We start from the raw sequence: 24,355 nt of genomic DNA on the forward strand, positions 1-24,355 counted from the left end.
ACAAAGAAAAAAATGACCACTGGAGAAAAAAATGAAGATGAAACTACTCTTCGTAACCCTACTGTCGTTCGCTGCGACAGCAAGCTACAACCCTCAACAACTTAAAACCTTAATTTCAAAATCTTATTCAAATTCAGACTTAAAAAATAATTTAAAAAGAATGACTTCAGATGGTCACTACAGAAACTCTTATCGTACGGCCCGTGAATACCTCTTTGGAGAACTTCACTTAAAAAGAGATGGAGGCCATGGACAATATATTCGCGATGTTTATTGCGATGAGGTCTACACGAACTCAACACCAAATATCGGAACAATTGGAAGAAATAGAATACCAAATCACCAAGTCGTAAATTGTGAGCATACATGGCCACAATCAAAGTTTGGAGGAGCTGATCAAAGATACCAAGTGTCTGACCTTCACCACCTCTTTCCTACTCAAAGTCGTGCAAATAGCATCAGAGGAAATTATAACTTTGGTGAAGTTGATAGTAAGAATGCAAGACTTGATGATTGTCAGGTATCAAAATTTGACAACCACACTTTTGAGCCACCAGAATTTCACAAAGGAAATGTCGCTCGTGCAATGTTCTACTTCTCAGTACGTTATGGCCGCAGCTTAAACTCTCATCAAGAAAGACTATTTCGCCAGTGGCATAAGCAAGACCCTGTGGATGCTGATGAAAGAGAAAGAAATGAAAAGATTGAGCGTATTCAAGGAAATAGAAATCCATTTATCGACGCTCCTGAACTTGTTTCAGAAATCCAAGACTTCTAATATATTTTTAAATTATAGAAATATGAAGGGCACTTTTAAGTGCCCTTTTTTATTATTTTGAATAATAGACTTGGCAATGAGATGAACACTCTTCGAAGTTTTGAATATCACCGCGCTGACTTAATCTCAATCCTCTTAAATTTGCTAAGAGATCTTCTAACTCCGGTGTCCCTCCACCAAATAAGTCATAAAGCTCTTTTGCTACACCAATCATTGCCGTAGGCTTAACTCCACATTCAATTCCAACAATACAAGAAATTGTACAATGCTTATACTTATCAACTTCTAGATTCTGTGTTTCAAGAACTCTTTTATAATATGTAGCTGATTCAATTGCACAGATTAGTCCATCAGAAGCAAATGACGGAAGTGAAACGCAAATTAATACAGATAAGAATAGGTTTTTCATACCTAAAAACTTAATGCATATCCTATGCTTAGGCCATCTAAATTCTCAGTAGGAAGTACTGTGAACCAATATGGTTTTCCATAATCCATATTATTGAAGTAAATCCCCCATGCATAGCTCATCCCAATGGTCATACCTGCTGTAACATCATGAAGATAATGCCATTCGTCGTTTATACGACTAAAGGAAATAAATATTGCAGCGAGATGGGCCAAACTCCCCCACAAAACACCATCCTGCGCTAAAACGACAGAAGCAAATGCAAAAGACGCCGAAGCATGCCCAGAAGGAAAAGAGTCATGCTCTTGAGGATAACCAGGTCTCGTTTCATGAATCATACTTTTTAACGCTACTGTTGTCCCTACAGTATAGAAAGTGGCCTGAAGCATATGAGAAGCTTTTTTAGCGCCTCTAGCACCACCTAATAAGTAGTTGCCTAAGATATATGTTCCATTTAGATAACCATAGCCAATATCCCCGCCAAACTCACCTAAGCCTTTTAGGTGATTCTTAGCAACTGCTCTTCTTTGGATTTCATCAAAGCCTTTAATTTGTTTAAGTAGACGAAGACCAGCAGTAATTGTTGTTCCGGTCCAAAAAATATACTTAGCATCAGTACAAACAGGTGAAGTGAAATCAGATAGGAACCAACCACACTCATTCGCACGAGAGCTGACTGGATTATAGATAAGAAAAAAGAATAAAATTAGAACTCTTTTAAAAAATGTAGACTTAATAAATAGCAAACTTAAACTTCCTTGTTTTTAAGCTTACTTATTTTACAGCGTATTTAGGATGTTTGCCTACACCTACATTTGTTTCAATTAAAAGTCTTAAATACAATGAACTAAATCACCTAAGAAGCGATTAACTTTTTGATTTCACGATCAGAGCGTTCACCAAAGTCCTTATTTGTATATTGAGTGACTTGCTTGCCTAGCTCTTTATCTAAGTTCTTTTTAAGAATCCCTAGAAAGGAAGGTGCCGCTACAATTTCAAGTTCATCAAATTTATTTCTTGTACGATTCTTTTCAAGAAAATCATTGATCTCTTTTGCAAAGCTAATTTCATTATGCTCTTTAGCAGTTGTCTTTGGGGAAAATGATTGTTGCCCATGACTATGACTTTGGGACATTGAACCTCGACGATCAGAAACCTGTTCAGACTCACTTCTTTTGGCCGTAGGATTTTCTAAACTTTCTATTAGTTTTAAATCTTTTCGTTTAATACGCTCATAAACTCGAGCACTAGATTTATTGGCGACAATTACCCATGAACGATTCATAGAGACCTCCTGTATGAGACTATAACCATCATCGCCTGATTTTATAAAAACTACTAACTAATTAAGGTAAAGAATAAGCTTTTTACTTACAATGTGAACATATTTGGAAACTTATATTTCCTTTTCCATGATGATTTGCTCGATACCATCATCTTTAAAACGCTTTTCAAAAATATAGAAACCAAATTTTAAATTAAGACTTATCATTTCAGGAAAACGATCATCTGTATGAGTACGCAATTTTTGGAATCCCTGCTCTCTTACCCATTGATGCTGTCTTTCCATCAGCTTTGTTGCTAACTTTTGTCCACGATAAATTGATGAAACACCACCAATCCAACTATAGAAATAATCCTCGCGATCATAACCAATTTTAAAGGCAATAGGCTCATCACCATCAAAAAAGAACTGCGCAAGAAACTTCTTACAATGACGAGTTTTATCTCGCATTTTTTCTATACTATATGGAAGACTAAAGATATAGCCATTAACCTTTGAAACGATTTCAAAAACTTCATCGGTATTCTTTGTATATTCTCGGTACTCATAATCTGACATATTTATTCAATCCAAACTCGATATGATTTTTTAGGGTCATTAATCTCAAAAAGTGTTTGAGGCCTATAATCACTATCTTTAACTTTTTTGACAATATTCTTAAGATCAATATTTCTTTCTTTTAATTTAACTAATGCAACATCTGGCATTAATGTTTCGATATGCTTTAGAGAATAAATAGGAAGTTTTATATTTGCTTTTTCTTTGCCATCTCTTTTTATGACAATTCGAAGTTTTGTTGCCTTCTGCATATCTCCTCACTAAATTAACACTTAAAAAAATTATCATAGGGTATTCTTTTTGTTTAGGGAATATAGCGACTTAGAATATAAGATAATTTTATTCTACATATACTACACTTGATCATTATTTAGACACAAGACTCATGTAACCTACTGAAATAACGATCGTTTTTTTGGCACCTCATCTGCATCTAAACTAATGATGATAAGATTCTTATTTATACTATTCACATTCAACCTCTCAGTTTGGTCAGCAGATCTTCATCTGTTTAATTCAGATGATGTCTTCAATGACAACTTTGCACAAAGTATTCTTTCAGGGGAGCTTAAAGCTGGCGAAAGTATCCATCTACGTGGAAAGAGCGTCATCTACAAAGAAGTCCTTGGAAGTGGGAATACGACCTTAATATTAAAAGTACACGACAATGAAATGGGACAAGATTTGGCCCTTAGACTTCCCCATGGAAACCAAGAAAAGAATTATAATATTCATGATGGGAAGCGATATATAAATCATTCCTTTGCAGGATTTAGTGAGCTAGAAGAAACAAAACTTCCAATTCCAATGATTCATTCATATGAGGATAGCTCTTACCTTCTTGTAGATGTAATAGAAAATGACTTTGACTTGAAAGACTTTCTTACAAATATCGAATCAATACCAGATGTAGAAAAAGCTCATATTGAAGAAGCTCTTTTTGACTTTGCAAAACAAAGTGCAATTTATCAAACGATTGGAGATTTCCATGTCGAACAACTTGTCTATTCAAAGGCAAAAGGTAAATGGTTTCTATTAGATTGGTCATCTGGCCATGAATTAGCACGACTGCCATCATCACCAACTCTATTTACTCAACACTTTTTTACAAATAGCAAACGTCCTATCACAGAATACGAAACGAATTTACTAAATAGCTTAAACGAGATTGTCAGTGAAGAAAGAACGAAACAATCAGAACTAGATACAATTGAGCTTGAAAAAATAAAGCAACAACTTAGTGAAATAACAGATTACAAGAAGATCTTAGAAGTTTACAAAGAAATTGAAACAAAGCATTTAATGTCTTTTTACACCTTATTACAAAAGGACTTTATCTCCAATCACTTAAACAAATTCCCATCTGGTGAGTTAAAGAAACAAGAGTTAGAACTACTTCTTAATCACTTAGGAAAGTTTTCTCCTTATTACTTTTCTCAATTTGCAGAAAAAGTCATGGCCAATATTTATGACCTTGATGCATTTATGTTCATCTATAAGAAAATGAATGAAATTGGATTAGACGAAGAACTTGAAGACGATATCTCAAATATTATCTCTGATAATATTCAAAGAATACTCTCTAATACAACAGAGTCGCCAGAGGCCACAGAAACAATTAAAAAGCTTAAGGGTGATTTTGGACTAATCAGCTATCGAACTAAAGATATTCTTGCAAAAGCCCCCGACTTTTTAAGGCCGCCCCAAAGCTGCCAAGAAGTACTAGCGGAAATTCTCAATTCATAAGAATCATAAACTTAGCAACACTACCTAGGCAGCCCTTCAAATGAAGGTAGTTTATCTAACTCATCTTCCCAATTCGCTTTACTTCCAATAAATAAATGAGCATTAGGTTTTATACTAACAGGAACGTCCAAACTACCTGCAGGTACTACAATCAAGCCACCATTATTTTGAATGCTAGGAACAGCTGAGCCACAATTAGTACAAAAACTTTTAACGTGTCTTGTTTGAGGCAAATTAAATGTCTTAACGAGGTCTTCTCCAGATAACCAACTTAGCTTTGAATTTGTCGTAAAGAGGTTTGCCGCATGAGCAGATCCTGTATCTTTTTGACAATACTTACAATGACAAAGAAAGAAGCTTTCAAAACTTCCTTCAAGCTCAAATTTAATCTTTCCACATAAGCAAGACCCTGCATTCTTGTTACTCATACTTATCCCTATTAAATAGTTTGAAAGTTGAACAAATGGTATTTATGGCCCTTGTTCTACTATAGTATGCAATAATTTAATAATTGTTGGCAAAAAAGTACTGAAACGCAGTTATTATAAGGAAAGTTAAGAAATTACTTAGATTAATGTGTCATATAGCGTATATTCATTGCTATGACAGATAATATACCATTTGAAGACTTTAATTTAAGCGCAGGCCTCCTTGAATCCATTAAAAAATGTGGTTTTACAACAGCAAGCGCCATCCAAGAACTTACAATTGATCCAATTTTAGAAGGTAAAGACATACTTGCCCTTGCTGAAACAGGCTCTGGAAAGACTGCGTCATTTGCCATTCCTATCATCGAACACATCATTCACGATGACCTCGTGAAAATTGATGATGTTCACTATGTTGTCCTATCTCCCACAAGAGAATTAGCGCAGCAAACTGCAAAGGTCTTTAACGATCTCGGTAATGACTCTGGAATTAAAACGATTTGCGTTATTGGTGGTGAAAGCCTCGCAAAGCAAAAAGAGCAAATAAATAAGGGTGTGCATATCATTATTGCAACTCCTGGCCGCTTAGTGGACCTACTTAAGCAAAAGGCCGTCCTCATTGATCGCACTTACGGAATCGTATTTGATGAAGCTGACCGTTTATTTGATATGGGCTTCCAAAAAGATATCGAATACACTCTTGCTCAAATGCCAGATGACAGGCAATTAATCATGGTGTCGGCCACGACTAATATGGCAGTTTTAAATACGGCCTATAAATTTAACTCAACACCAATTGAGCTTAAGTTAAATGAAGATAATATGGTTGTTGATCACATTGATCACAAGCTAGCGATGGTTAACGAAAATGAAAAGATGGGCCTTCTCGTAAACCTCATCCGAAACCACGAAGATGCATATGCACTTGTCTTCTGTAATACAAAGTTTCAAACACACTTAGTCGCTGAGTGGCTAATCGCAATGGATTTCAAAGCAAAGGCAATCTCAGGTGGCCTTTCTCAAAGTAAGAGAACAAAGCTAATCAAAGATTTTAGATCGAAAGAGACGACAATTCTTGTTTGTACAGATGTTGCAGCACGAGGGCTTGATATTAAAGATGTTAACCTTGTTATCAATTACGATCTTCCTCAAGATGCTGCTAATTATGTTCACCGAATCGGTCGTACTGGGCGAGCAGGCTCAGAAGGTGAAGCAATAAGCTTTTGCTCTTTTGATGACTGTGAATACCTAGACCCAATTCAAGAATTTATTGGCGATAAAATTCCAAAATTTGAAGTTGGACCAGATGATATTTCTAAGCAGCTTTCAAAGAAGCCATTCATTGATCGTAAAACTTACAAAGTTGTCGATAGAACGACTGGCAAGCCTCTAACTCAAGAGGAAAAAGATAAGCGAAAGAAACCTGTACGCAAGAACGCCCAAAATAATTCAAAGAAGAGAACTCAAGAAAGAGTGAAGAAAACGCCTGCAAATGAGCAATCGACAACAAAACCAGTTAAGAAAATAGAAAAGAAACCAAATACACCAAAGTTTACGATTCAAGCAGACTCTCAAGAAAGTGCAAAAAAAGCCGCTCTTGAATTCTTTAAGATAAAGTATGATTCTCAACTAAGCCTTGATGAATCGACACCAGGACGTAAGAAGTTTTTCTTATTTGGAAAAAGGCTTACAAAGTTCACTTATAGTCTTAGACCAACGTATAAGAAGATCGTGATGCCTTTCTTAATTGATGTGATAAAGAAGGCAAACTTAAAGCTATTTGCAAAATTCTCATTTAATGGCAAGAATATTAAAATCTTCTTTTCAGGAAAAGATGAGAAGATGTTAACACGTGATAATAATGAGCTACTCCAAGCTCTTGAGCACCTGACAAGACTACACCTCTACAACAGTGTTGAAGTCCCAAGAGAAGTTAGACTAAACTTCAAGTGTAAGGGTATTAAGAATCAAGAAGACTATCTTATTAAGATGGTTGAGCGCGAGACAGCTAAAGTGCTAGACACTCGTGAGCCAGTCACACTTAAAGCATTAAACTCTTCAGATCGCAGGCTTGTTCATCAACACCTTGATAAGCACAAAGAAGTTAAAACAGTCTCGATCGGTGAAGGCCGAATGAAGAAGATCCAAATAACACTAGTGTAATTTTCTAATCCAGGTGCTACTTCATTTACCTTACATTAATGAAGTCTAGCACCATTTGGAACGTCTTTATCTAAATCGAAAAGAACAATATCATTGTTTTTGTCTGAAAATCCCATAACAAGAACTTCCGACATAAACTTTCCTATTTGCCTTGGAGGGAAATTTACTACGGCCAATACTTTTTTACCGAGCAACTGATCTTTTGAATAATGTACAGTGATTTGCGCACTTGATTTCTTTATACCTACACCCTCACCAAAGTCTATTTTAAGCTTAAAGCTTGGTTTTCTAGCTTCCGGAAAGTCTTCAACTTCAACGACCTCTCCAATTCTCATATCAACATCAAGAAATTGATTAAAATTGATTTCAGCAGCTGGCTCACTATTTGGATTAAAATCAAGGTGCACTTGCTCTCCCATTCTAATTTAATTTGAAAACTTATTTTAGGGTATAAAAATGCCCTTGTAAAAAATAGTGTTTTGTAGTGTGCAATGTTTTGATGATTGAAGGTAAAAAAATACTCGATGCAAACTCCCCCGCATCCTGCTCGTTGGACACCTCCGCCCATCGTGGGCTACGGCCTGCCCGAACTCGCACTCATATAGATCATCTTTTTACTTGGTACTTAAGAGATAAAAACGTGCACTTTGGGCACGTTTTTTCGGTCAGGTTGCTCTAACGAGCAAAGGCCAGAAAAGTCCTTGTAGTTTTTTAGTGTGCAATGTTTTGATGATTGAAGGCAAAAAAAAAGCTACTTCAAAAAAGTAGCTTTTTATGGTGCCCCGACGCGGATTCGAACCACGGACACAAGGATTTTCAGTCCTTTGCTCTACCAACTGAGCTATCAGGGCATAAATGATTTGGTTCCAATAAATTAATGGTTTATGCCTTCTTCGTCAATAGAAAATTAAAAAGTTTTTTAATTTTAATTTGAGATATCTTTAATTATTATGTCTTCTATGAATGAAAAATTTTTAAGTATCGATAAAATTATTTTAACAGTAAATGAGACTACGGTTAACGCCCTACTCTTTAGACCACCACAAACTAAGCTAAAAAATACTGGTTACGCTATTTTTACTCATGGATATACTTCTCACAAGATAAGTATTTTTTCATGGGCACAGAAGCTTTGTGACGATGGAGTCCCAACTTTAATCTTTGACCAACCGGGTCACTTTACTGGATCTTTTCACGATGTGAACTCATTTGAAGACTTTAAAAATGACGCACCGGAACTTTTTAAAGAAGCAATTGCTAAATTAACTCAAGCCTATCCTAATCAAGAAAAGAAACTTCTAGTTGGTGGCCACTCACTCGGAGCTCTTACATCTATTCTAGCAGTTCAAAATAACTACTTTGAAGGCTTTGACATTCATCATGTTGGTGTTGGCTTTGGTGTTCCACCAGAAGGTGTCACACATGTATTTGATACGCCTTTTTATCAGGCCACAGTAAGAGCAAGAGCAGAGCTTGTCTCAACTCATCTTGGCCCAGATACAATCTTTCCTTGGATCAAGGATCAAAAACACAATTTAACCTTATCAGGTCACAAAATTCACCTCATCTCAGGTGAAGATGATGTGGTTGTAGGTAAAGAGGGAATGGAGAATTTTGCAAAGATCTTAGAAGAACTTGGCAATACAGTGACAATGGAGAAGCCTAAGAAGCTTGGCCATCACCTACCAGATATGGCCGGAAGTTTTATAAAGAAGTATGCAAAGAAAATTGATCTAATCTAGATAATAGCGAAGGTTTTTTAGCATCCCAACACGTCCAGTGCGCTCAAGAGGAGTGCCTTTGAATTGACGTCGATACTCACGATTACTCATGGCCTCAAGATCATTAATAATCTCATCCACAGGCCTTGTTAAAAAGAAGTCGATAAATTGCCTTCCACTTTCTTTAAACGCTTCAGAGTCGCTTTCTAGCTTTCTCTCAAGCCTCTTATTCCAAGGACAAACATCCTGGCAAATATCACAACCAAAGAATTCTCCGCGGGCCTTATCAAAGCCTTCAGGTGCTTGAATATCTTTAAAATGTTCGATGGTAAAAGTTGATATACACTTATCTGCAATAATTGTTCGCTTCTCTAAATCAATAGCATCTGTAGGACAAGCATCCGCACAACGTGTGCACTGGCCACAGTGATCCGTTTCAAATTTATCATTTGGGGCCTCCACTTCTTTATTAAGTAAGAGTGAGCCGATTATGAAGTAGCTTCCAATATGACGATTAATAAGCATGGAATTCTTTCCATACCAACCAAGCCCTGACTGATAAGCAAAGTCACGCTCAAGAATTGGTTGTGTATCAAGAGAGAACTTAAATTCAAGATTCGGGTCAAGCTTTTGTAACTCTTCCCCTATGGCCTGTAATTTATCTCTCACCTCATAATGATAATCACGACCTTTAAATCCAACAACGTAATTGGCGATTTTTAGCCCATTGCTGTCGCTACTTTCATAGAACTTCTTAGCACTACGAGCGATATGAGAGTAATCAAAAGCGATAACTAATGTTGACTTAATATCAGGATAGTAATTTTTAAGATCTTCTCTTTTTATAGCACGTTCATCCGCAAGATAGCCAAGGGCACCATAGAGCCCATCACTTACCCACTTTTTGAATCGATCAAGAGACTTTGGTTTTGATTCAGAGACGACACCCCATACTTTAAGGCCTTGGCCATTTAGGATATTTTGGATATCATCTCTTTTAATCATGACTTTTCAATAATTTCGATAGCACCTGTTGGACACACTCTGATACATTCATAATCAAGAGTACAGTGCTTAATATTGTCTTTATTAAGTTTTGTAAGCTTTGTTTTCTTATCAGCTTGCCAAATCTCATGCGGACAAATTGAAACACAGTTTTGACAAGTTGAGCAGATATTATGATCTAGTAAAATTCTTTTTTTTTTATCTTCTGCTATATCAAAAGGTTCTTCACCAGATTCTTCATGATGCTTTGCTTGTTTGATTATTTCAACTTTCACCGAGTTAGAATAACCTTTAGAGAAGATCTTTCCATCACCTAAGGTAACAACGATCTTATCTCCGTTAAAAAGCCCCATCTTCTCTTTTGCATGATTCACAATATACTTAACGTAAGAGCCTGTATCTTGTACTTCTTCTTCTACAAGATATGGATAAACACCCCAGTATAAACAAATACGACGAGCGGTACGAAGATTATGAGTCACACCTGCAACTGGTGTTTGTGGTCTAAACATCGAGACCTTACGACAAGAATTACCACCTTCAGTTACTGCAAGAATTCTCTTTGCTTCGACTTTTTCAGCAATCATTGATGCTGCAACCATTACTGATGAATTTACAGAAGAAAGGTCAATATTTCTAAGAAGAGGTCTCTCCTTTGGAGTCTTCTCTGCTTCATAAATAATATTACTCATCATAGTAACTGTTTCAACTGGATACATACCAGAAGCCGACTCACCAGATAACATAACAGCGTCTGTACCGTCCCAAATAGCGTTGGCAACATCACTTGCTTCTGCTCTAGTTGGTGTTGGTGCATCTGTCATACTCTCAAGCATTTGTGTCGCAGTAATAACAGGAATCATACGATCATTACACTTTTGAATAAGCTCTTTTTGAATAGAAGGAACAAGGTGGTTACCTACTTCAACCCCCATATCACCACGAGCAACCATAATGACATCTGTAATATCAAGAATTTCTTCGATATTATCTAGGGCCTGTGGTTTTTCTATCTTAGAAACAATAGGAACTCTTACTTTTAGCTTATGAAGTAAGGCCTTCACTGTTTGAATATCTTCTTTTTTACGAACAAAAGAAAGTGCGATGTAATCGATATTATGTTTTAGAGCAAACATTAAATCTGCTTCATCTTTTTCAGTAAATGCAGGAGCAGAAACTTCACAGTCAGGAAGATTAATTCCCTTATTAGACTTAAGCTCGCCACCTACAATAACTTCGATTTTATAAACATCACGATCACGCGTTGTCGCTTTTGCTATTAACTTTCCATCATCAAAGAGGATTCTTGCACCATCATGACAATCATCAACAAGCTTTTCGTATATCGTAGGAATATAGCAATCTTTATACTCAGGATAATCTTCTTGCTTAGACGAAGGACCTATTACCCATGTTTGGCCTTTTTCTAATTGAAGGCCATTTGGTAATTTATCTGTACGGATTTTTGGACCTTGAAGGTCGATTAGAATCGCAATTTCACGTCCAAGGTTCTTAGAAGCCTGACGTATATTTGAGATAAGCTGTGCATGTGCCTCATGAGTACCATGGCTCATATTTACACGAGCAACATTGATCCCTGCTTTGATGAGTTTTTCAATCATCTCAACAGTGTTTGATGAAGGACCTAAAGTCGCAACAATCTTCGCACGACGGACTCTGCCCATTCCCATTATCTCTCCCTGAATTCTTATATTTCAATTCTTTCTAATTAAGCTTTTCGACTTGCTTGCTGCTCTGAGAACATTCCCGAGCTAATCTCCTTAGATCTTTCTTCTAAGGCCATTGCATTTGCAGCGCGTACCTCTTCAATACGGTTTTCATATTGATTAATAAGGTTTCTTCTTTCAAGCTTAGAGTTCTCATATAAAGTATTATATTGATTTTCAAGTTCTGTCACTTTACTCATATACTTTCTTTGAGACTCATCACGTTCACGTGCAAGCATATCTTCATAGTAATCTACCATTCTTTTTACTTGAATGTCTGCTCTTTGTTTAACTTGAGATAAACGTTTATCAAAGTCACCTCTAACTTCTGCTAGATGATTTTGATTTTCTCTATCTTTAAGAGCAATAGCATTTCTAGTCTGTTCTTTCAAATGCTCTGCTTGTAAGTGGTTTGTCGTTTTTATACGCTCAATCTCTTTAGCATTAGCTTTCTTAAGACGACTTAACTTACCTTCATAAGAAGAAATTAACTTTTGGTTTTGTTCTTCTAGTTGTTCGATTTTTTGCGTCATAGACTTAGTAAGCTTCTCTTTATTTTCCAGGAAGCTTTCTTTAACTTCTTTCATCTCTTTTGCATGCTTGAAACGCGTCTCTTGAATAAATTCTTTTGACTCATCAGAGAAGTCTTCTTGCATTTGAGAAATTGCCTCAGAGTTTCTATTATTGATCTTTTGAATCGTTTCACTAAATTGATTTCTTTGTTTTTCATTTATCTTTTTAGCGTGTTCTTGTTCGTTGTAAGCATTGACATCTTTTGCCATAAGCTTTCTCTTATAACTATCATGAAGCTCTTCAATGTCATTATTAACTTCAACATTGATTTCACTTAGCTTATCACTCTTAAATTCGGCCATATCCTTTTCAAGAGCTGCGATATAATTTGATGCTTTTTGTTTTTGATTTCTTAAAACTTCTTTTGTTGACTGGGTACGACGACGTTCTTGAATATCTGCATTAAATCGATCGTCTTCAATTTGATCGCGAATATTCTTAATACGAGTTTCGTAACCACGCTTTGTTTGATCTAATTTATCATTGAAAATATCTTCGCGATTACCACCTGAAAGTTTTTGGTTCATTTCACGACGTGCTCTATCTAGAGAACGCGCATGTTGATTTTGAAGATCTGTTGCAGCTTGCTTATTATCACGTTGTTCAAGTTTTCTCTTTCTTGAGTTACGAATATTGATATCATCAATAGAGGCCTTAAAGCTCTTTTGATTTTCAGCAAGTTGTTTATCTTTTTGATCTCGCAAATCCTCTATTCTTTCATCTTGATATGATTTAAGAGATGCTTCTCTTTGTTTATGAGTTTTACGTAGATTTGTTACATCATCATTAAATTCTTCGTACAGTTTTGCTCTTTCACTACCATGGGCCTTATTTGATTGTCTGATCTCATCTTCAAATCTTCCAATCAAACGACGACGATCATTCTTTGTTGCTAATTCATGATCATGAGCTGTATCGCGGGCATTAGCATAAACATCTTTGATCTTTTCGTTAAAATGTCCTTCCATTTTATCGATAGTATTTTCAAAACGTCTTTGATTCGTTGAAAGTCGATTTCCCATCGTGGCCACATCATTCTTACCTTTGGCCTCATATGCTTCACGGATATTTTTAAAGCGATTATTAAAATCATCACGTATATCTTTACGTTCTCTTTCAAAGTCGCGCTTATTTGTATTTAATTTACTTAGGTAATCTTTTTGCTGCTCTTCAATTTTCTTTTTAGTATCTTCCGTTGAGATTTCTCTGAAACGATCTTGAGTTTCTTCTAGCTTCTGAATTGAATTATCATAAGCCTTTCTTTGCTTATTAAGACGATATTCTTGAGTTTCTTTTAACTCATCTAACTGACGATCATAATTTTGGCGCTGCTCTTCGCGCTTACGATTAAAATCCTCTCTGCTCTGTGACAATCTCTTACTATAGTCTCTAACGTCCATAAACTTTCTTCCAATTACCTAAAATATGAAGATTAAATAGGCCAAAATTGGCCAGATTACCTTACTATTCTATCAATTCTGAAGAATTTAAAAAGGCCGGGAATAAATGCCCGGCCTTCTTTATATAGTAAATATCAGAGTCTTTTACTTTGTCATTTCTGAATCAATAAGCTCTTTAAATACCTCAAATGGTTGAGCTCCATTGATTAACATACCATTTACGTAGAATGTTGGAGTTGATTTAACACCAACCTTTACACCTTCTTGTACAGTAGCATCAACTTGTGACTTCATCTTTCCAGAATCAAGACATTCATTAAATTTCTTTTGATCAAGTCCAACTTTCTTCGCCTTGGCCTTAAGTCCATCAACTGCTAGACCTGACTGATCAGCAAACATCTCATCATGTAATTTCCAAAATTTTTCAGATGATTGTTCATTTGCACATAGTGCAGCTTCAGCAGCTTTTGCAGCATCTTTATGGAAGCTAAGTGGAAAGTTCTTAAATACAATCTTAACCTTATTTCCATAAGCTTTTTTGATTTCGTTCATAATCTCAACACCCTTTGCACAGAAAGGACACTGGAAGTCAGAATACTCAACAATAGTTACTGCTACATCTTTTCCACCAAAAGTTGGCTCATTTCCTGTAACAGGAATATCGAAGCGAGGTCTCTCAGGCTTTGCAAGATAGATCTCAACTGGTGAGTCCTTTGTTTTCTTAGCGATATAAGCTTCAATAGCATCACGCTTTTTTGTATTCTTTAGGAAGTCGATAATTCTCACTTTTAGTTGTGGATTCATCTGTGGAATATTTCTTTCTTTTGCGAAAGCATTGATTTCTTCTTCTGTGATCTCAATATCTTTAGCAACAACTGTATCAATAAAGTTTTCCATATTCATTGAAGTACGAGCTGGGTCTTCATTCTTATATTGTTCAAGTAGGTAGGCTTTTACCTTCCCTAGCTTCAGCTCATAAAGCTTTTGCTTCATTTCATAGATTTCGGCCTCTGAACCTTTGAATAATTCATCGTGACTTACTTCTTTTCCATTGAATTTAATTACAGCTGTATCATTTGGAGCCTTCTTAAATAGAAAATTAGGCTTTGAATTTACATCACTCGTACAAGCAATTAGTCCCATTGCAGAAATAGCAATCAGACCAAGAGCAATCTTGGATTTTTTGATCATGTTTGTTCTCCTTCACATCAATTTAAATTAATTATATGTAAAAAAGAGAAATAATGCATTAAGGAGTACGTCATTTTTTTGTCAATTTGATAATTCTTTAACAAATTGATCATACTGCGGTGAAGTATTTTTCAACTCTCCGTGTGTTCCTTTAGCAACAATACGTCCACCTTCCATCACAATAATTTGTTGTGCTTCTAGAATTGTCTCAACTCTGTGAGCGACAATAATTGTTACCGCTTGCTTTTGTACAAATAAAATCATTCTACGCAATGCTTCTTCAAGATCACTATCTAGAGATGATGAGATTTCATCAAAGAGAACAATTGGCTTTTTTAAATAACAAGAGCGGATAGCTGAGATAAGTTGTTTTTGTCCCAAAGAAATCTCATTTTGGTCTAATACTGTATCTGGCCTAATTCCCCACTTAGAAATATATGAGATCTGTGTACAGACTTCATTCCAGAAACTATCGAAGTCACCAAATCCAGGCTGACCCATCGTAATATTAAACTCAACACTTTCAGAAAAGATATGTGAATCTTGTGAAACTATTCCTATTAATTCACGATACTCGTTAAAGTCATCGATATAATCGAAATTATATTCTTTTTTCAGTCCATCGTGGTTTTGAACATAGACCCTTCCTTCATCAGGAATAATATTTGCTGCCATAATATTTAAAAGAGTCGACTTTCCACTACCTGATAGGCCAACAATACCAATGAGGTCACCTTGGTTTGCACTGAAATTAATATCTTCAAGAGTAAATGGCGTCGAATTCTTACCCTTTGCAGGATAAGTAAATTTTTGGATATCAATATCCATTGTATCAACATCATATTTGCGTCTTTTTGCGTCTATATCTGAAGACTTCTCTCTTTCTAGATCAGTTAAAAATTCGTCAATTCGCCCAACCCCAGTAGCTGCCCTTTGTATATTTGCAACCTTAGATGAAACGTCTTTAATTGGGTTAATTGAGCGTTGAATTAAATCAATTAATGCAAAGATTAAAGCAACCTGAGTTATACCACTATTTGGAATAATGAAAATTGCACAGGCCAAGAAAACAGGAAAAAGAGATTCAGCAAATGAATAATAAGAAGCATCCCAAACATTTGAAGAAAGAATTTTTCTTAAGAACTCATCAAAAACCACTAACGACTTTTTTGAAGTATATTGCTTTGCCGGATTATAATAGTTTTCACGAACCCCACCGATTAAATCAGCAACGACGCGATAAAGCTTAGCTCTTGAGTTTCTAACACTCAAAAATACTGCTCTCATATACTTAGAGCACCAAATAAGAACTAAGGCTGCACCAAATTGAATAGCAGCAAGATATGCACCAGCGATGGCATTTAAACTAACAAAACTCACCAAAGAAGCTAAAACGAAGAAGATATCAATAATGATTCCAAATGTTCCAGACGTTACAAGCTCTCTTAAACTCTCTGTATCACTCATGATACGTGCAAGAACTTCTCCTTGAGGATAACGATCATTACGATTTTCTTTTGACGTTTGAAGCTCTACACTTGATAGCCACTTCGAATAACAATGAGTTCTAACAAATTGAACCATTCCCACAACATAGCGATTTATAATCAAATTATAAACAGCGCGGTTTATAGCTGTCCCTAGAAAGACAAATGTCATGATTAGAAGGGTCTGGCGATAAATAGCTTCATTATCATAATTTGCCGTTAATTTATTTATTAACTGTGGCAAGGATGCTCCAAGCGCACTTGAGATAACTAGGCATAAAGTCATACTTAGAAGATACTTTCCACTACCTTCAAAGAATAAAAACTTAGAGGAGTTGTTTTTTGAAATGTTCATATATTTCTCCTTCTAAATTACTGTTTTCTTCTTTTTTCTTAAAGGCCTCAACTGTCATTTCTTCTAAGAGACCACCATCATCACAAATAAGAGATAAGTGATCACACTGCATGGCCGTTGTATAGCGGTGAGTAGACATAATAAGTGTTCTGCCATCAAAAACGCCCATATCGTTTAAACGCTTTAAAATATCTCTTTCGAGTACAACATCAATCGATGAAAATGGATCATCCCAAATAATAAACTCACTATCAAAGAGTAGAGACTTTATGAGTGCAACACGTTTAATTTGTCCACCTGATAATCTCTTACCATTCTCCCCTACAACTAAATTAAATAAGCTTTCACGGTCCTGGGCGAGATAATCTAATCCAAATATTTTTAATAACTCGTAGGCTCTTTTAGACTCCTCTTCGCTAAAGTCTTGGCCCAGTGATAAGTTTTCAAAAATAGTTCCGTTATAAAGATATGGATCTTGTGCGACATAACTTGTTGTATGAGATTGTAGTTTTAAAAGTTCACTGATCTTTATTAGTAGCTCAGATTTCCCACAACCAGTCTTTCCAACAACTGCATTCTTTTGTCCCACATGAACTTTAAGCGCTAAATCACGTTCCCAAAATGGAAGTTGTAACTCTACAATTTCCTCTTTCTTCTTTAATGAGAACTCTCGTTTCAAAGACTTTTCTAAATCACTTTCACTATTCATGGCACCAACGAGCTCTCTTACTCTGGCCCATGCACCAGCAGAACGAGTAAAGACAACTCCAATCCAAGCTAGGAACATAATTGGTTCTAAGAATAGGTAAACAAAACCAGAAAATAAGATCAGTGAAGATGCACCAAGCTGTTCCTTATAAATAATAAAAGCACCCCAAACAAGCGATAGCCCCACACCAGTAGGCATAAGAGGAATCGAGATACCGACTCGTTTACCGGCTTCATAGAAGTTATCTAATTCTTCTTGAGACTTCTTTGAGAATAAATCAATAAATGCTTTTTCTGCATGAAAGTTTTTGATTGTTTTCTTTCCTGCATAAGTTTCAATAATTGTATTTTGAACTTCACCTTGTAGGTCTTGAGTTTTTCGATAAAACTTTCTATTTGTAGAGACAATGACGCTGAAGACGATGAAAGCAAAGAACATCGGCAGTAAGGCAACAAATAATTCTTTATTAAAACTTAAAAGTTTTGGAACAAGAATCGAAAGTGCAATAATAATATTTGCAATTTGAAGTAGAGCAAAACCAACGAGGGCCCTAACATGCTCTAAGTCCCCTCCAATAATTTGAAAGATTTGTCCTTTAGAAAATTCTTTATAACGAGATGGACTGACTGTCTCAAGCTTCTTCATTAACTCAAATCTTAAGATTTTTTGCAGGACTCGTGCTGGGTAAAAGAAGAGAAGCCTAGATGAAGTTCTAAAGATAATAATCCCTAGAGCTAATAAAAATAAATGCCCCACAGGAATTGAAATTCCCTCTGATATTTTCTCTGCCAAATCTTTAGCAATAAATGGTAATTCACTTTGAATATTATGAGTTAAATAGAGACAAATAAAAGCCCCTATATAGTAATACCAGTAATGAATAAATTGGCTCACAACTAGTGAAGTTAATTTTTTATTAAGATAGCTTTTCATTGCGCACAGTCTACTTGAATAAGAACTATCAGTCTATACAAGGGTTTATGGTGATTTATATAATGAACAATCAACAAAATATGAAGATACCTTCTTAATTTAAGTTAAGTTTAAACCTGCCGTCTTTTTATTGAATAACTTTACAGTTAATATCCATAAAAATAATTTAAACAACAACACTTCTGAAAGGAAACATTGTGACCTATATCGCCGCGATTCTCTTAGTATTACTCTTAGTATCCATGGCAACAACAATGCACATGGTCATTAAAAATAAACAGCTTGAGGTCGATAAGAACGATCTTTCTCAAAGTCTTGAAGAAAAGCAGCACTTATTATCTGTCCTCTTCCACGACCTCTCTAATTCAACAACATTATTATCTCTTTTAAGTGACTCAACAATATTGGCAATGAAAGATAAAGAAGGGATTCTTAAAAATCTTGGTCGAGTAAGTGGCGTGATTGAGAATATGAGTGAATTAATTCAACATATAAGAAAAATCCAGTCCATCGAATCCGGAAAATCCACAATCAAATTAGAGCCTGTTAAATTAGAAGATACAATAAAGAGCTCAATTCAGTTAGTGCGAAAGAGGCTCGATAAGAAAGGACAGCATATTAGGCTTGAGATTCTTAATAAAAACCTAAAAGCAATGGCCGAACCATCTTCCTTAAATCAAAGTGTCTTCACAAATCTTATTACTAATGCTTCAAAATTCTCTCCACAAGGATCAGAGATCCTAATCAAAGTCAGCAACAGAAACTCAGCAATTCAGGTTGATATTATTGACCAAGGAATAGGTATTCCAGAAAGCATGCTAAGTGGTCTTTTCTCTTTTACAAATGAAACTCATCGAGAAGGAACTCATGGCGAAGAAGGCTCAGGCTTTGGTCTTCCAGTGGTTAAGAAGTATATGAATTTCTACGGCGGAGATATTAAGGCATTTAATAATCGAGACGAGATAGGATCGACATTTCGCTTAAAATTCGTAAATGCAGCATATGTTGACACATCAATTGATACACAAATTGTAGCAAAAAGAAGCCTTAGCAATCGAGATAAAGACGTATTAGAAATCCATCATTAAATGTCATGGAGATTAAAGTTGAAATGTACTGGGTATAAGAATCGAATTGTACTAGATCAAATCAAAGATGGTAGGACTATGCAGATTCGAACTGCAGACCTCTACCATGTCAAGGTAGCGCTCTAACCAACTGAGCTATAGTCCTAAAATCACTCAGAATAATATTAAAATTCTCAAACAACGTCAAAAGATAAAATTGACGCACAAACCTAAGCCTCATTGTTTCTGATTTGCTAATATAACCAAAATTCGTGGAGGATATATGAAATATATTTTAATGATACTACTACTTTGTAGTTGTGCCGTTTCAAAGACAAAGCTTACAGAAGAAGGAAGCAAAGTTAAGGTTACATACCAAAAACCACGTAAGAACTGTACTGTCTTCACTTCTGTAATCGGTGAAAATGAAAACGGAATAAAAGACCTTGCAATTAACCACGCTATCAATCAAGTTGCAGATAAAGGTGGAAATACAATCTTTATCAAAGAAGCAGTTAATGAAGGCGGTCGCTGGAAAGTGACAGGAATGGGTTATCACTGCAAATAATTAATTGAGGAGTATTATGAAAGTTTTAGCAAGTGCTAAAGAGGCCATCGAGAATTTTTCGATGCCTGATAAAGTAGGATTTGGAAAAGTTCTTTTACCAATTATGGCAACGTGTGAATTCAAGCGTGGCGAATGGGGCGAGCTTGAGATTAGGCCATATGCAAAACTTGAACTAGATCCAACATGTAAAGTTCTTCATTACGGACAAGAGATCTTTGAAGGAATGAAGGCATATAATTACAAAGGAAATGGACCAAACCTATTTCGTCCATTAGAGAACTTCAAACGCTTTAATCATTCAGCAAGAAGAATGGCCATGCCAGAAGTTCCAAATGAGATTTTTGTAAATGCGGTAAATACAATTACAAAGATGGGTGAAAACTTCATCCCAAAAAGAAGTGGTGAATCTCTTTATATAAGACCGTTTATGATCGCAACAGAAAATAACCTTGGGATAAAGCCAAGTGAAGAGTTTCTCTTCATGGTTATCGCCTCACCTGTTGAGTCTTATTTTTCTGGTGGTAGCTATAAAGTTTTAATTGAAAGACAAATGGTTCGTGCCTGCCCAGGTGGAATGGGGACAGCAAAAACAGGCGGTAATTATGCAGGAGCTCTAAACTCTGGTGTACGCACGCAAAAGCTTGGCCTTCACCAAAGTCTTTGGTTATCTGCAAGTGATAGAAGCTCTATTGAAGAACTGAGTGGAATGAATTTCTTTGCTGTCATTGATGGAGAAATTCACACTCCAGAATTAACAGAGACAATTCTTGATGGAATCACACGTCGCTCACTCATTGATATTGCACGCTCAAAAGGACTTAAGGTTATTGAGAGAAAGATGAGTATCGATGATTTAATTGAAGATATTAAATCAAATAAATGCACGGAATGCTTTTCTTGTGGAACGGCCGCTATTATCACTCCAATATGCTCTCTTCATGAAGAAAGTGGAGAAAGATATAATGTGAAAGAAGAATTTGGTCCAACCACAAAAATGCTAAGAGAGACTCTTCTCGGTATTCAAGAACAAACAGTGGAAGATCAATTTAACTGGGTTGTAAAACTTTAGATCAAATAAAAAAGGGCCTCAAATTGAGGCCCTTGTTATATCTACTTTCCTAGATTAGGAAGAATTTGGAAGAATACCATTGCTAGGATTGTTGGAAATAAGGCTCCAAGAAGAAGCTTTCCAGGATTAATCCCATCTTTACCAAATGTCCCCTTAAGGATTCCAAAACCAGCAGGGTTTGGAGCATTGGCAATAACAGTAAGACCACCACCGGCAACCGCACCAGCGACAAGGTTATACTTAGCCGAATCTGTAAGTTCAACAAGTGTCCCTAGATAAGTAAGAGCTGCGTTATCAGTAATCGCTGTAAGTGAAGTTGCACCAACAAAGAGAACAAAATCACCTAACTGAGTTAGGATCGGTTGTAGCCACCAACCTTGTTGTCCACCAAGTGTAACAAGACCACCAAGGAAGAAACCAACAAGAAGTGATTCTTTTAGTTTGATTTGATCTTGGTATTCGTTAGTTACTGTTGTGAAACCTAGGAAGAATAGGAATAGACCTAGGAAGAAAACCATATGGTGAGCAGAGAAAACAACTAGTCCCATGAAGATGATATGAATTAATGTCATCCACCAAGTTGGAGCAAGCCAATTTTCACTCTTTTCTTTAATTTCAAGCTTTCCTGCAAGTTCATTTTTAAATAGGAATGCAATAACTAATGTTCCAATAATAATTGAAATCGTTGCTTTATAACCGAAGTTAGTCAGCATGTGCATGAATCCCCAGTGCCATTTTCCAGCAACCATTAAAACAGGTGGAGCAGCAAAGTGAGACAGAGTACCACCGATTGAAACGTTTACAAATAAAAGACCAATCGTTGCATACTTAAACTTCATACTCATCTTCTCATCTGTGAAGAAGTAATCAAGAAGGATTAGTGCAGTAACTGTCATTGCCGCAGGCTCAGTAATGAATGAACCTAGAATAGGCCCAATGATAAGAGCTGAAATATAGAAGGCCATCTTTCCTGGGAAAGGTAGAACCTTAGCAATCATACCAATAATTTTTTCAGCAAGAACGATAATTGGTCTCGTACCGGCCATACACATAATAACAAAAACAAAGGCTGCTTCTGTGTAGTTAACGTCTTGTTCAAGATACTTTAGAGCACCGCCAACAACCTTGTGGTGATCATCGTAAACAGCAAAACCTTGAGTTGCACTGTAATAAACAATAAAAGCAGCTGCCCACATTCCAAAAACCGCTTCAACTTCACCTAAGAAGTGTAAAAGGTTTTCCATCATCGACCCTTCTGGGTACTTGTGTGCTAAATGTTGAATTTTCGAAACTAGAAACGTGTGCAAGATGGCACATGCAAATAGAATCGTACCTACGAGCTGTAGATTAGTTGGATTCATGTTACGTCCTTTGTAAGTAAAAATACTCTTTTATTTTATTCCTGTCGGCAAAACTGCGCAAGTACTGAAATTTTCATCTACATTAATTTATTTTAGTATTTTCCTAAAGTTTTTCTAAACCTTCATTCTATGAAAACCGAATAGATATCGTGTCACTAAATAAAATTAGCATATTCCTATTTTCATTTATTCTTGCTCTCAAGAGCATTGCAGGTATCGATTCGATTTCTAATCAGATTATCAATATCAACGGCACTAATTATCGAGCTAAAGATGTTATTTCAGATATTGTTCGTATTGCCAGGGCCAGAGATCCAAAACACGTCTCACCTCGACTAATACCTCATGAATACGGTGAAACCCCTGTTAGAAATGAAGGTACTAGAGAGATCTGTATCGAATGCCAAGACATGACAAACTTTACATCTCAAATTGTCGACATTGTTCAAAAGTTTAATGAAGACAACCCTACAAAAGACAATGTTGAACTCTCACAGGAAAGCTTTAAATTACAAGCAGTACTAGACTATACGAAAATAACTGACAACGATGGTCAGCCAAGATGTATAACGAATACATTTGCCAGTAAAGAGGCCTTTTACAGACCTGAGCTGTTTGAGGACTTCGAACTTGTTTTTACATCTGAAGCAGATTTATCTCAGTTTTCTTCAATGACTCTTCAAAGTAGCTCAAATATCCTTTCTCATATCACGTGGTTTAGGGCCACGGATGAAGTTGGCGAAGATATATTTGTCAAAGTCGTTAATATTAAAGATAAGAGGCCATATTTTCAGATTTACTATGCAGGTGAATCCTTTGTTGATCCCATCGCTCATCGAAAGCTTGCCCTACCAGATCTTACAACTTCAGAAGAAGAGATCATTCCTCGAAGAAGAGAGTTGTCTGCATTAGAGAATCGATCTTACGAAACAGGCCTAGGTTCTGTAAGAATTAATAAGGCCCTCCATCTTAGACAAGATTACTATATTCCAACATCTCTCACTCTGATTAATATGGAGACTGAGAGTAAGCCTTTTGAGAATACAACGATTAGAAGTAATCTAGATATTTCAGATCGTGATCAAGAACTAAATATCGGTGTGGATAATAAACTAACAGAAACAATTGATCTCAAAAGTAATCTTGAGCTCTCTCCAAAAGATCAGGAGCTTGATATGGCCTTAGAAGTAAATGGCCGTAGACGTGCAAGTGCTCACGTCGAAGCAGATGGAACTTATCGAGTCGGTGTTTCAATGGCCTCACCTCGATTCAAGAACTTTGATTTTGAAACTGATATTTCATATGACTCAAATCGAAATACTCGAATTGATAATAACTTTCGTTTAAATGGCTCAACGATTATTCAAACAGGTACAATTTTAGCAGAAAATGGCGATTTCGATTTTGTTGCTGGAAGATCAATTGATGTATTTGATGATGCTATCGTTACTTTTGAAGTTAGAAAAAACGGCATCGCTCAGAATGCAACAGATAACGACAGTCTGAACAGACTAGCTGATCAGACTTCCGCATATATTAGATTTGATATGAAATTTTAATTATCCGTCATCACCGATTGAAGCAACTGGACATGCATCCATTTGCTCTTGGCAAAGCTCTTCATCTTCAGGAGTTTCAGGCTGCTTCTTAACATAAGCATTTCCGTCCTCATCTTCAGCGAAAAACTCTGGTGCACCTGTGTAACAAACGTTACATGCAATGCATCCTTCTCCATTATCATCATCAGGATCTGTACAGTACCACTTACCTGCTACATTATCCTTATGCTTCATATCTTTGTTTGCCATGTTAACTCCTTGAT

Annotated in this window: 23 protein-coding genes and 2 tRNA genes; 8 read left to right on the forward strand and 17 right to left on the reverse strand. The window is 36.1% G+C overall.

Going from position 1 to position 24,355, the window contains the following annotated elements; translation table 11 throughout:
- Positions 1-31 precede the first annotated feature (31 nt).
- Positions 32-778 (forward strand): endonuclease I family protein, encoded by a 747-nt coding sequence (locus VCM44_RS14860; protein WP_334679250.1) that lies wholly within the window; start codon positions 32-34, stop codon positions 776-778.
- 52 nt (positions 779-830) lie between these two features.
- On the opposite strand, the gene VCM44_RS14865 is transcribed toward VCM44_RS14860, so the two are convergent.
- The 5 genes from VCM44_RS14865 to VCM44_RS14885 form a co-directional block, all read right to left on the reverse strand.
- Entirely contained in the window at positions 831-1,187 is a 357-nt protein-coding gene (locus tag VCM44_RS14865) for a hypothetical protein (protein ID WP_114706406.1), read from the reverse strand.
- Positions 1,188-1,189: 2 nt separating this feature from the next.
- Entirely contained in the window at positions 1,190-1,933 is a 744-nt protein-coding gene (locus VCM44_RS14870; protein ID WP_334679251.1) for a phosphatase PAP2 family protein, read from the reverse strand.
- A gap of 110 nt (positions 1,934-2,043) precedes the next feature.
- Complete coding sequence (locus VCM44_RS14875; protein ID WP_114706408.1) at positions 2,044-2,472, reverse strand: host attachment protein; 429 nt, start codon at positions 2,470-2,472, stop codon at positions 2,044-2,046.
- Positions 2,473-2,583: 111 nt separating this feature from the next.
- Positions 2,584-3,030, reverse strand: coding sequence for a GNAT family N-acetyltransferase (locus tag VCM44_RS14880; RefSeq protein WP_334679252.1), 447 nt, complete (start codon positions 3,028-3,030; stop codon positions 2,584-2,586).
- A 2-nt stretch (positions 3,031-3,032) separates the two neighbouring features.
- Entirely contained in the window at positions 3,033-3,281 is a 249-nt protein-coding gene (locus tag VCM44_RS14885; protein ID WP_334679253.1) for a hypothetical protein, read from the reverse strand.
- Between the two features lie 193 nt (positions 3,282-3,474).
- Here VCM44_RS14885 and VCM44_RS14890 point away from each other — a divergent pair, with 193 nt between their 5' ends.
- Positions 3,475-4,776 (forward strand): hypothetical protein, encoded by a 1,302-nt coding sequence (locus tag VCM44_RS14890; RefSeq protein WP_334679254.1) that lies wholly within the window; start codon positions 3,475-3,477, stop codon positions 4,774-4,776.
- Between the two features lie 20 nt (positions 4,777-4,796).
- Here VCM44_RS14890 and VCM44_RS14895 read toward each other — a convergent pair whose 3' ends face one another.
- A complete protein-coding gene (locus VCM44_RS14895) occupies positions 4,797-5,204 on the reverse strand; it encodes a GFA family protein (RefSeq protein WP_334679255.1) in 408 nt (135 codons plus the stop codon).
- A 174-nt stretch (positions 5,205-5,378) separates the two neighbouring features.
- Between VCM44_RS14895 and VCM44_RS14900 the strand changes: the two genes are divergently transcribed.
- On the forward strand, positions 5,379-7,367 hold the full coding sequence (locus tag VCM44_RS14900) for a DEAD/DEAH box helicase (protein ID WP_334679256.1): 1,989 nt from the start codon (positions 5,379-5,381) through the stop codon (positions 7,365-7,367).
- 35 nt (positions 7,368-7,402) lie between these two features.
- Here VCM44_RS14900 and VCM44_RS14905 read toward each other — a convergent pair whose 3' ends face one another.
- Both VCM44_RS14905 and VCM44_RS14910 read right to left on the reverse strand, forming a co-directional pair.
- A complete protein-coding gene (locus VCM44_RS14905; RefSeq protein WP_334679257.1) occupies positions 7,403-7,774 on the reverse strand; it encodes a tRNA-binding protein in 372 nt (123 codons plus the stop codon).
- 368 nt (positions 7,775-8,142) lie between these two features.
- A tRNA-Phe gene (locus tag VCM44_RS14910) sits at positions 8,143-8,218 on the reverse strand.
- Between the two features lie 108 nt (positions 8,219-8,326).
- Here VCM44_RS14910 and VCM44_RS14915 point away from each other — a divergent pair.
- Positions 8,327-9,109: an alpha/beta hydrolase gene (locus tag VCM44_RS14915; protein ID WP_334679258.1), complete on the forward strand. Its 783-nt coding sequence runs from the start codon at positions 8,327-8,329 to the stop codon at positions 9,107-9,109.
- Here the strand turns inward: VCM44_RS14915 and queG are convergent.
- From queG to VCM44_RS14945, 6 genes are all read right to left on the reverse strand, one after another.
- Positions 9,101-10,093 carry a tRNA epoxyqueuosine(34) reductase QueG gene (gene queG / locus VCM44_RS14920; protein WP_334679259.1) on the reverse strand — a complete coding sequence of 331 codons (993 nt, stop codon included), beginning with the start codon at positions 10,091-10,093 and terminating at the stop codon, positions 9,101-9,103. The two genes, VCM44_RS14915 and queG, sit on opposite strands and share 9 nt — an antisense overlap.
- Complete coding sequence (gene pyk, locus VCM44_RS14925) at positions 10,090-11,784, reverse strand: pyruvate kinase (protein WP_114706417.1); 1,695 nt, start codon at positions 11,782-11,784, stop codon at positions 10,090-10,092. The genes queG and pyk overlap by 4 nt, the downstream gene beginning before the upstream one ends.
- Before the next feature lie 38 nt (positions 11,785-11,822).
- Entirely contained in the window at positions 11,823-13,766 is a 1,944-nt protein-coding gene (locus VCM44_RS14930) for a hypothetical protein (protein ID WP_162929563.1), read from the reverse strand.
- 171 nt (positions 13,767-13,937) lie between these two features.
- A complete protein-coding gene (locus VCM44_RS14935; RefSeq protein WP_114706419.1) occupies positions 13,938-14,984 on the reverse strand; it encodes a DsbA family protein in 1,047 nt (348 codons plus the stop codon).
- An 81-nt stretch (positions 14,985-15,065) separates the two neighbouring features.
- Positions 15,066-16,826, reverse strand: coding sequence for an ABC transporter ATP-binding protein (locus VCM44_RS14940; RefSeq protein WP_334679260.1), 1,761 nt, complete (start codon positions 16,824-16,826; stop codon positions 15,066-15,068).
- A complete protein-coding gene (locus tag VCM44_RS14945) occupies positions 16,798-18,468 on the reverse strand; it encodes an ABC transporter transmembrane domain-containing protein (protein WP_114706421.1) in 1,671 nt (556 codons plus the stop codon). The genes VCM44_RS14940 and VCM44_RS14945 overlap by 29 nt, the downstream gene beginning before the upstream one ends.
- A 197-nt stretch (positions 18,469-18,665) precedes the next feature.
- On the opposite strand from VCM44_RS14945, the gene VCM44_RS14950 reads away from it, so the two are divergent.
- Positions 18,666-19,556 carry a sensor histidine kinase gene (locus tag VCM44_RS14950; protein WP_114706422.1) on the forward strand — a complete coding sequence of 297 codons (891 nt, stop codon included), beginning with the start codon at positions 18,666-18,668 and terminating at the stop codon, positions 19,554-19,556.
- A 68-nt stretch (positions 19,557-19,624) separates the two neighbouring features.
- Here VCM44_RS14950 and VCM44_RS14955 read toward each other — a convergent pair.
- Positions 19,625-19,701, reverse strand: a tRNA-Val gene (locus tag VCM44_RS14955).
- A gap of 117 nt (positions 19,702-19,818) precedes the next feature.
- Between VCM44_RS14955 and VCM44_RS14960 the strand changes: the two genes are divergently transcribed.
- The gene (locus tag VCM44_RS14960; protein WP_114706423.1) at positions 19,819-20,103 is read left to right on the forward strand and encodes a hypothetical protein; all 285 of its coding nucleotides are present in this window, start codon (positions 19,819-19,821) and stop codon (positions 20,101-20,103) included.
- Positions 20,104-20,119: 16 nt separating this feature from the next.
- Positions 20,120-21,172, forward strand: a complete 1,053-nt coding sequence (locus VCM44_RS14965; RefSeq protein WP_334679261.1) for a branched-chain amino acid aminotransferase — start codon at positions 20,120-20,122, stop codon at positions 21,170-21,172.
- A 41-nt stretch (positions 21,173-21,213) separates the two neighbouring features.
- Here the strand turns inward: VCM44_RS14965 and VCM44_RS14970 are convergent, their stop codons facing one another.
- Complete coding sequence (locus tag VCM44_RS14970) at positions 21,214-22,533, reverse strand: putative Na+/H+ antiporter (protein WP_334679262.1); 1,320 nt, start codon at positions 22,531-22,533, stop codon at positions 21,214-21,216.
- Positions 22,534-22,682: 149 nt separating this feature from the next.
- On the opposite strand from VCM44_RS14970, the gene VCM44_RS14975 reads away from it, so the two are divergent.
- Entirely contained in the window at positions 22,683-24,092 is a 1,410-nt protein-coding gene (locus VCM44_RS14975) for a hypothetical protein (protein ID WP_334679263.1), read from the forward strand.
- On the opposite strand, the gene VCM44_RS14980 is transcribed toward VCM44_RS14975, so the two are convergent.
- Positions 24,093-24,341, reverse strand: a complete 249-nt coding sequence (locus tag VCM44_RS14980; protein ID WP_114706427.1) for a ferredoxin — start codon at positions 24,339-24,341, stop codon at positions 24,093-24,095. It abuts the gene before it with no gap.
- Between the last annotated feature and the right edge of the window lie 14 nt (positions 24,342-24,355).

The sequence above is a fragment of the Halobacteriovorax sp. DPLXC-1 genome (assembly GCF_036903125.1).
GTDB classification, from domain to species: domain Bacteria; phylum Bdellovibrionota; class Bacteriovoracia; order Bacteriovoracales; family Bacteriovoracaceae; genus Halobacteriovorax_A; species Halobacteriovorax_A vibrionivorans.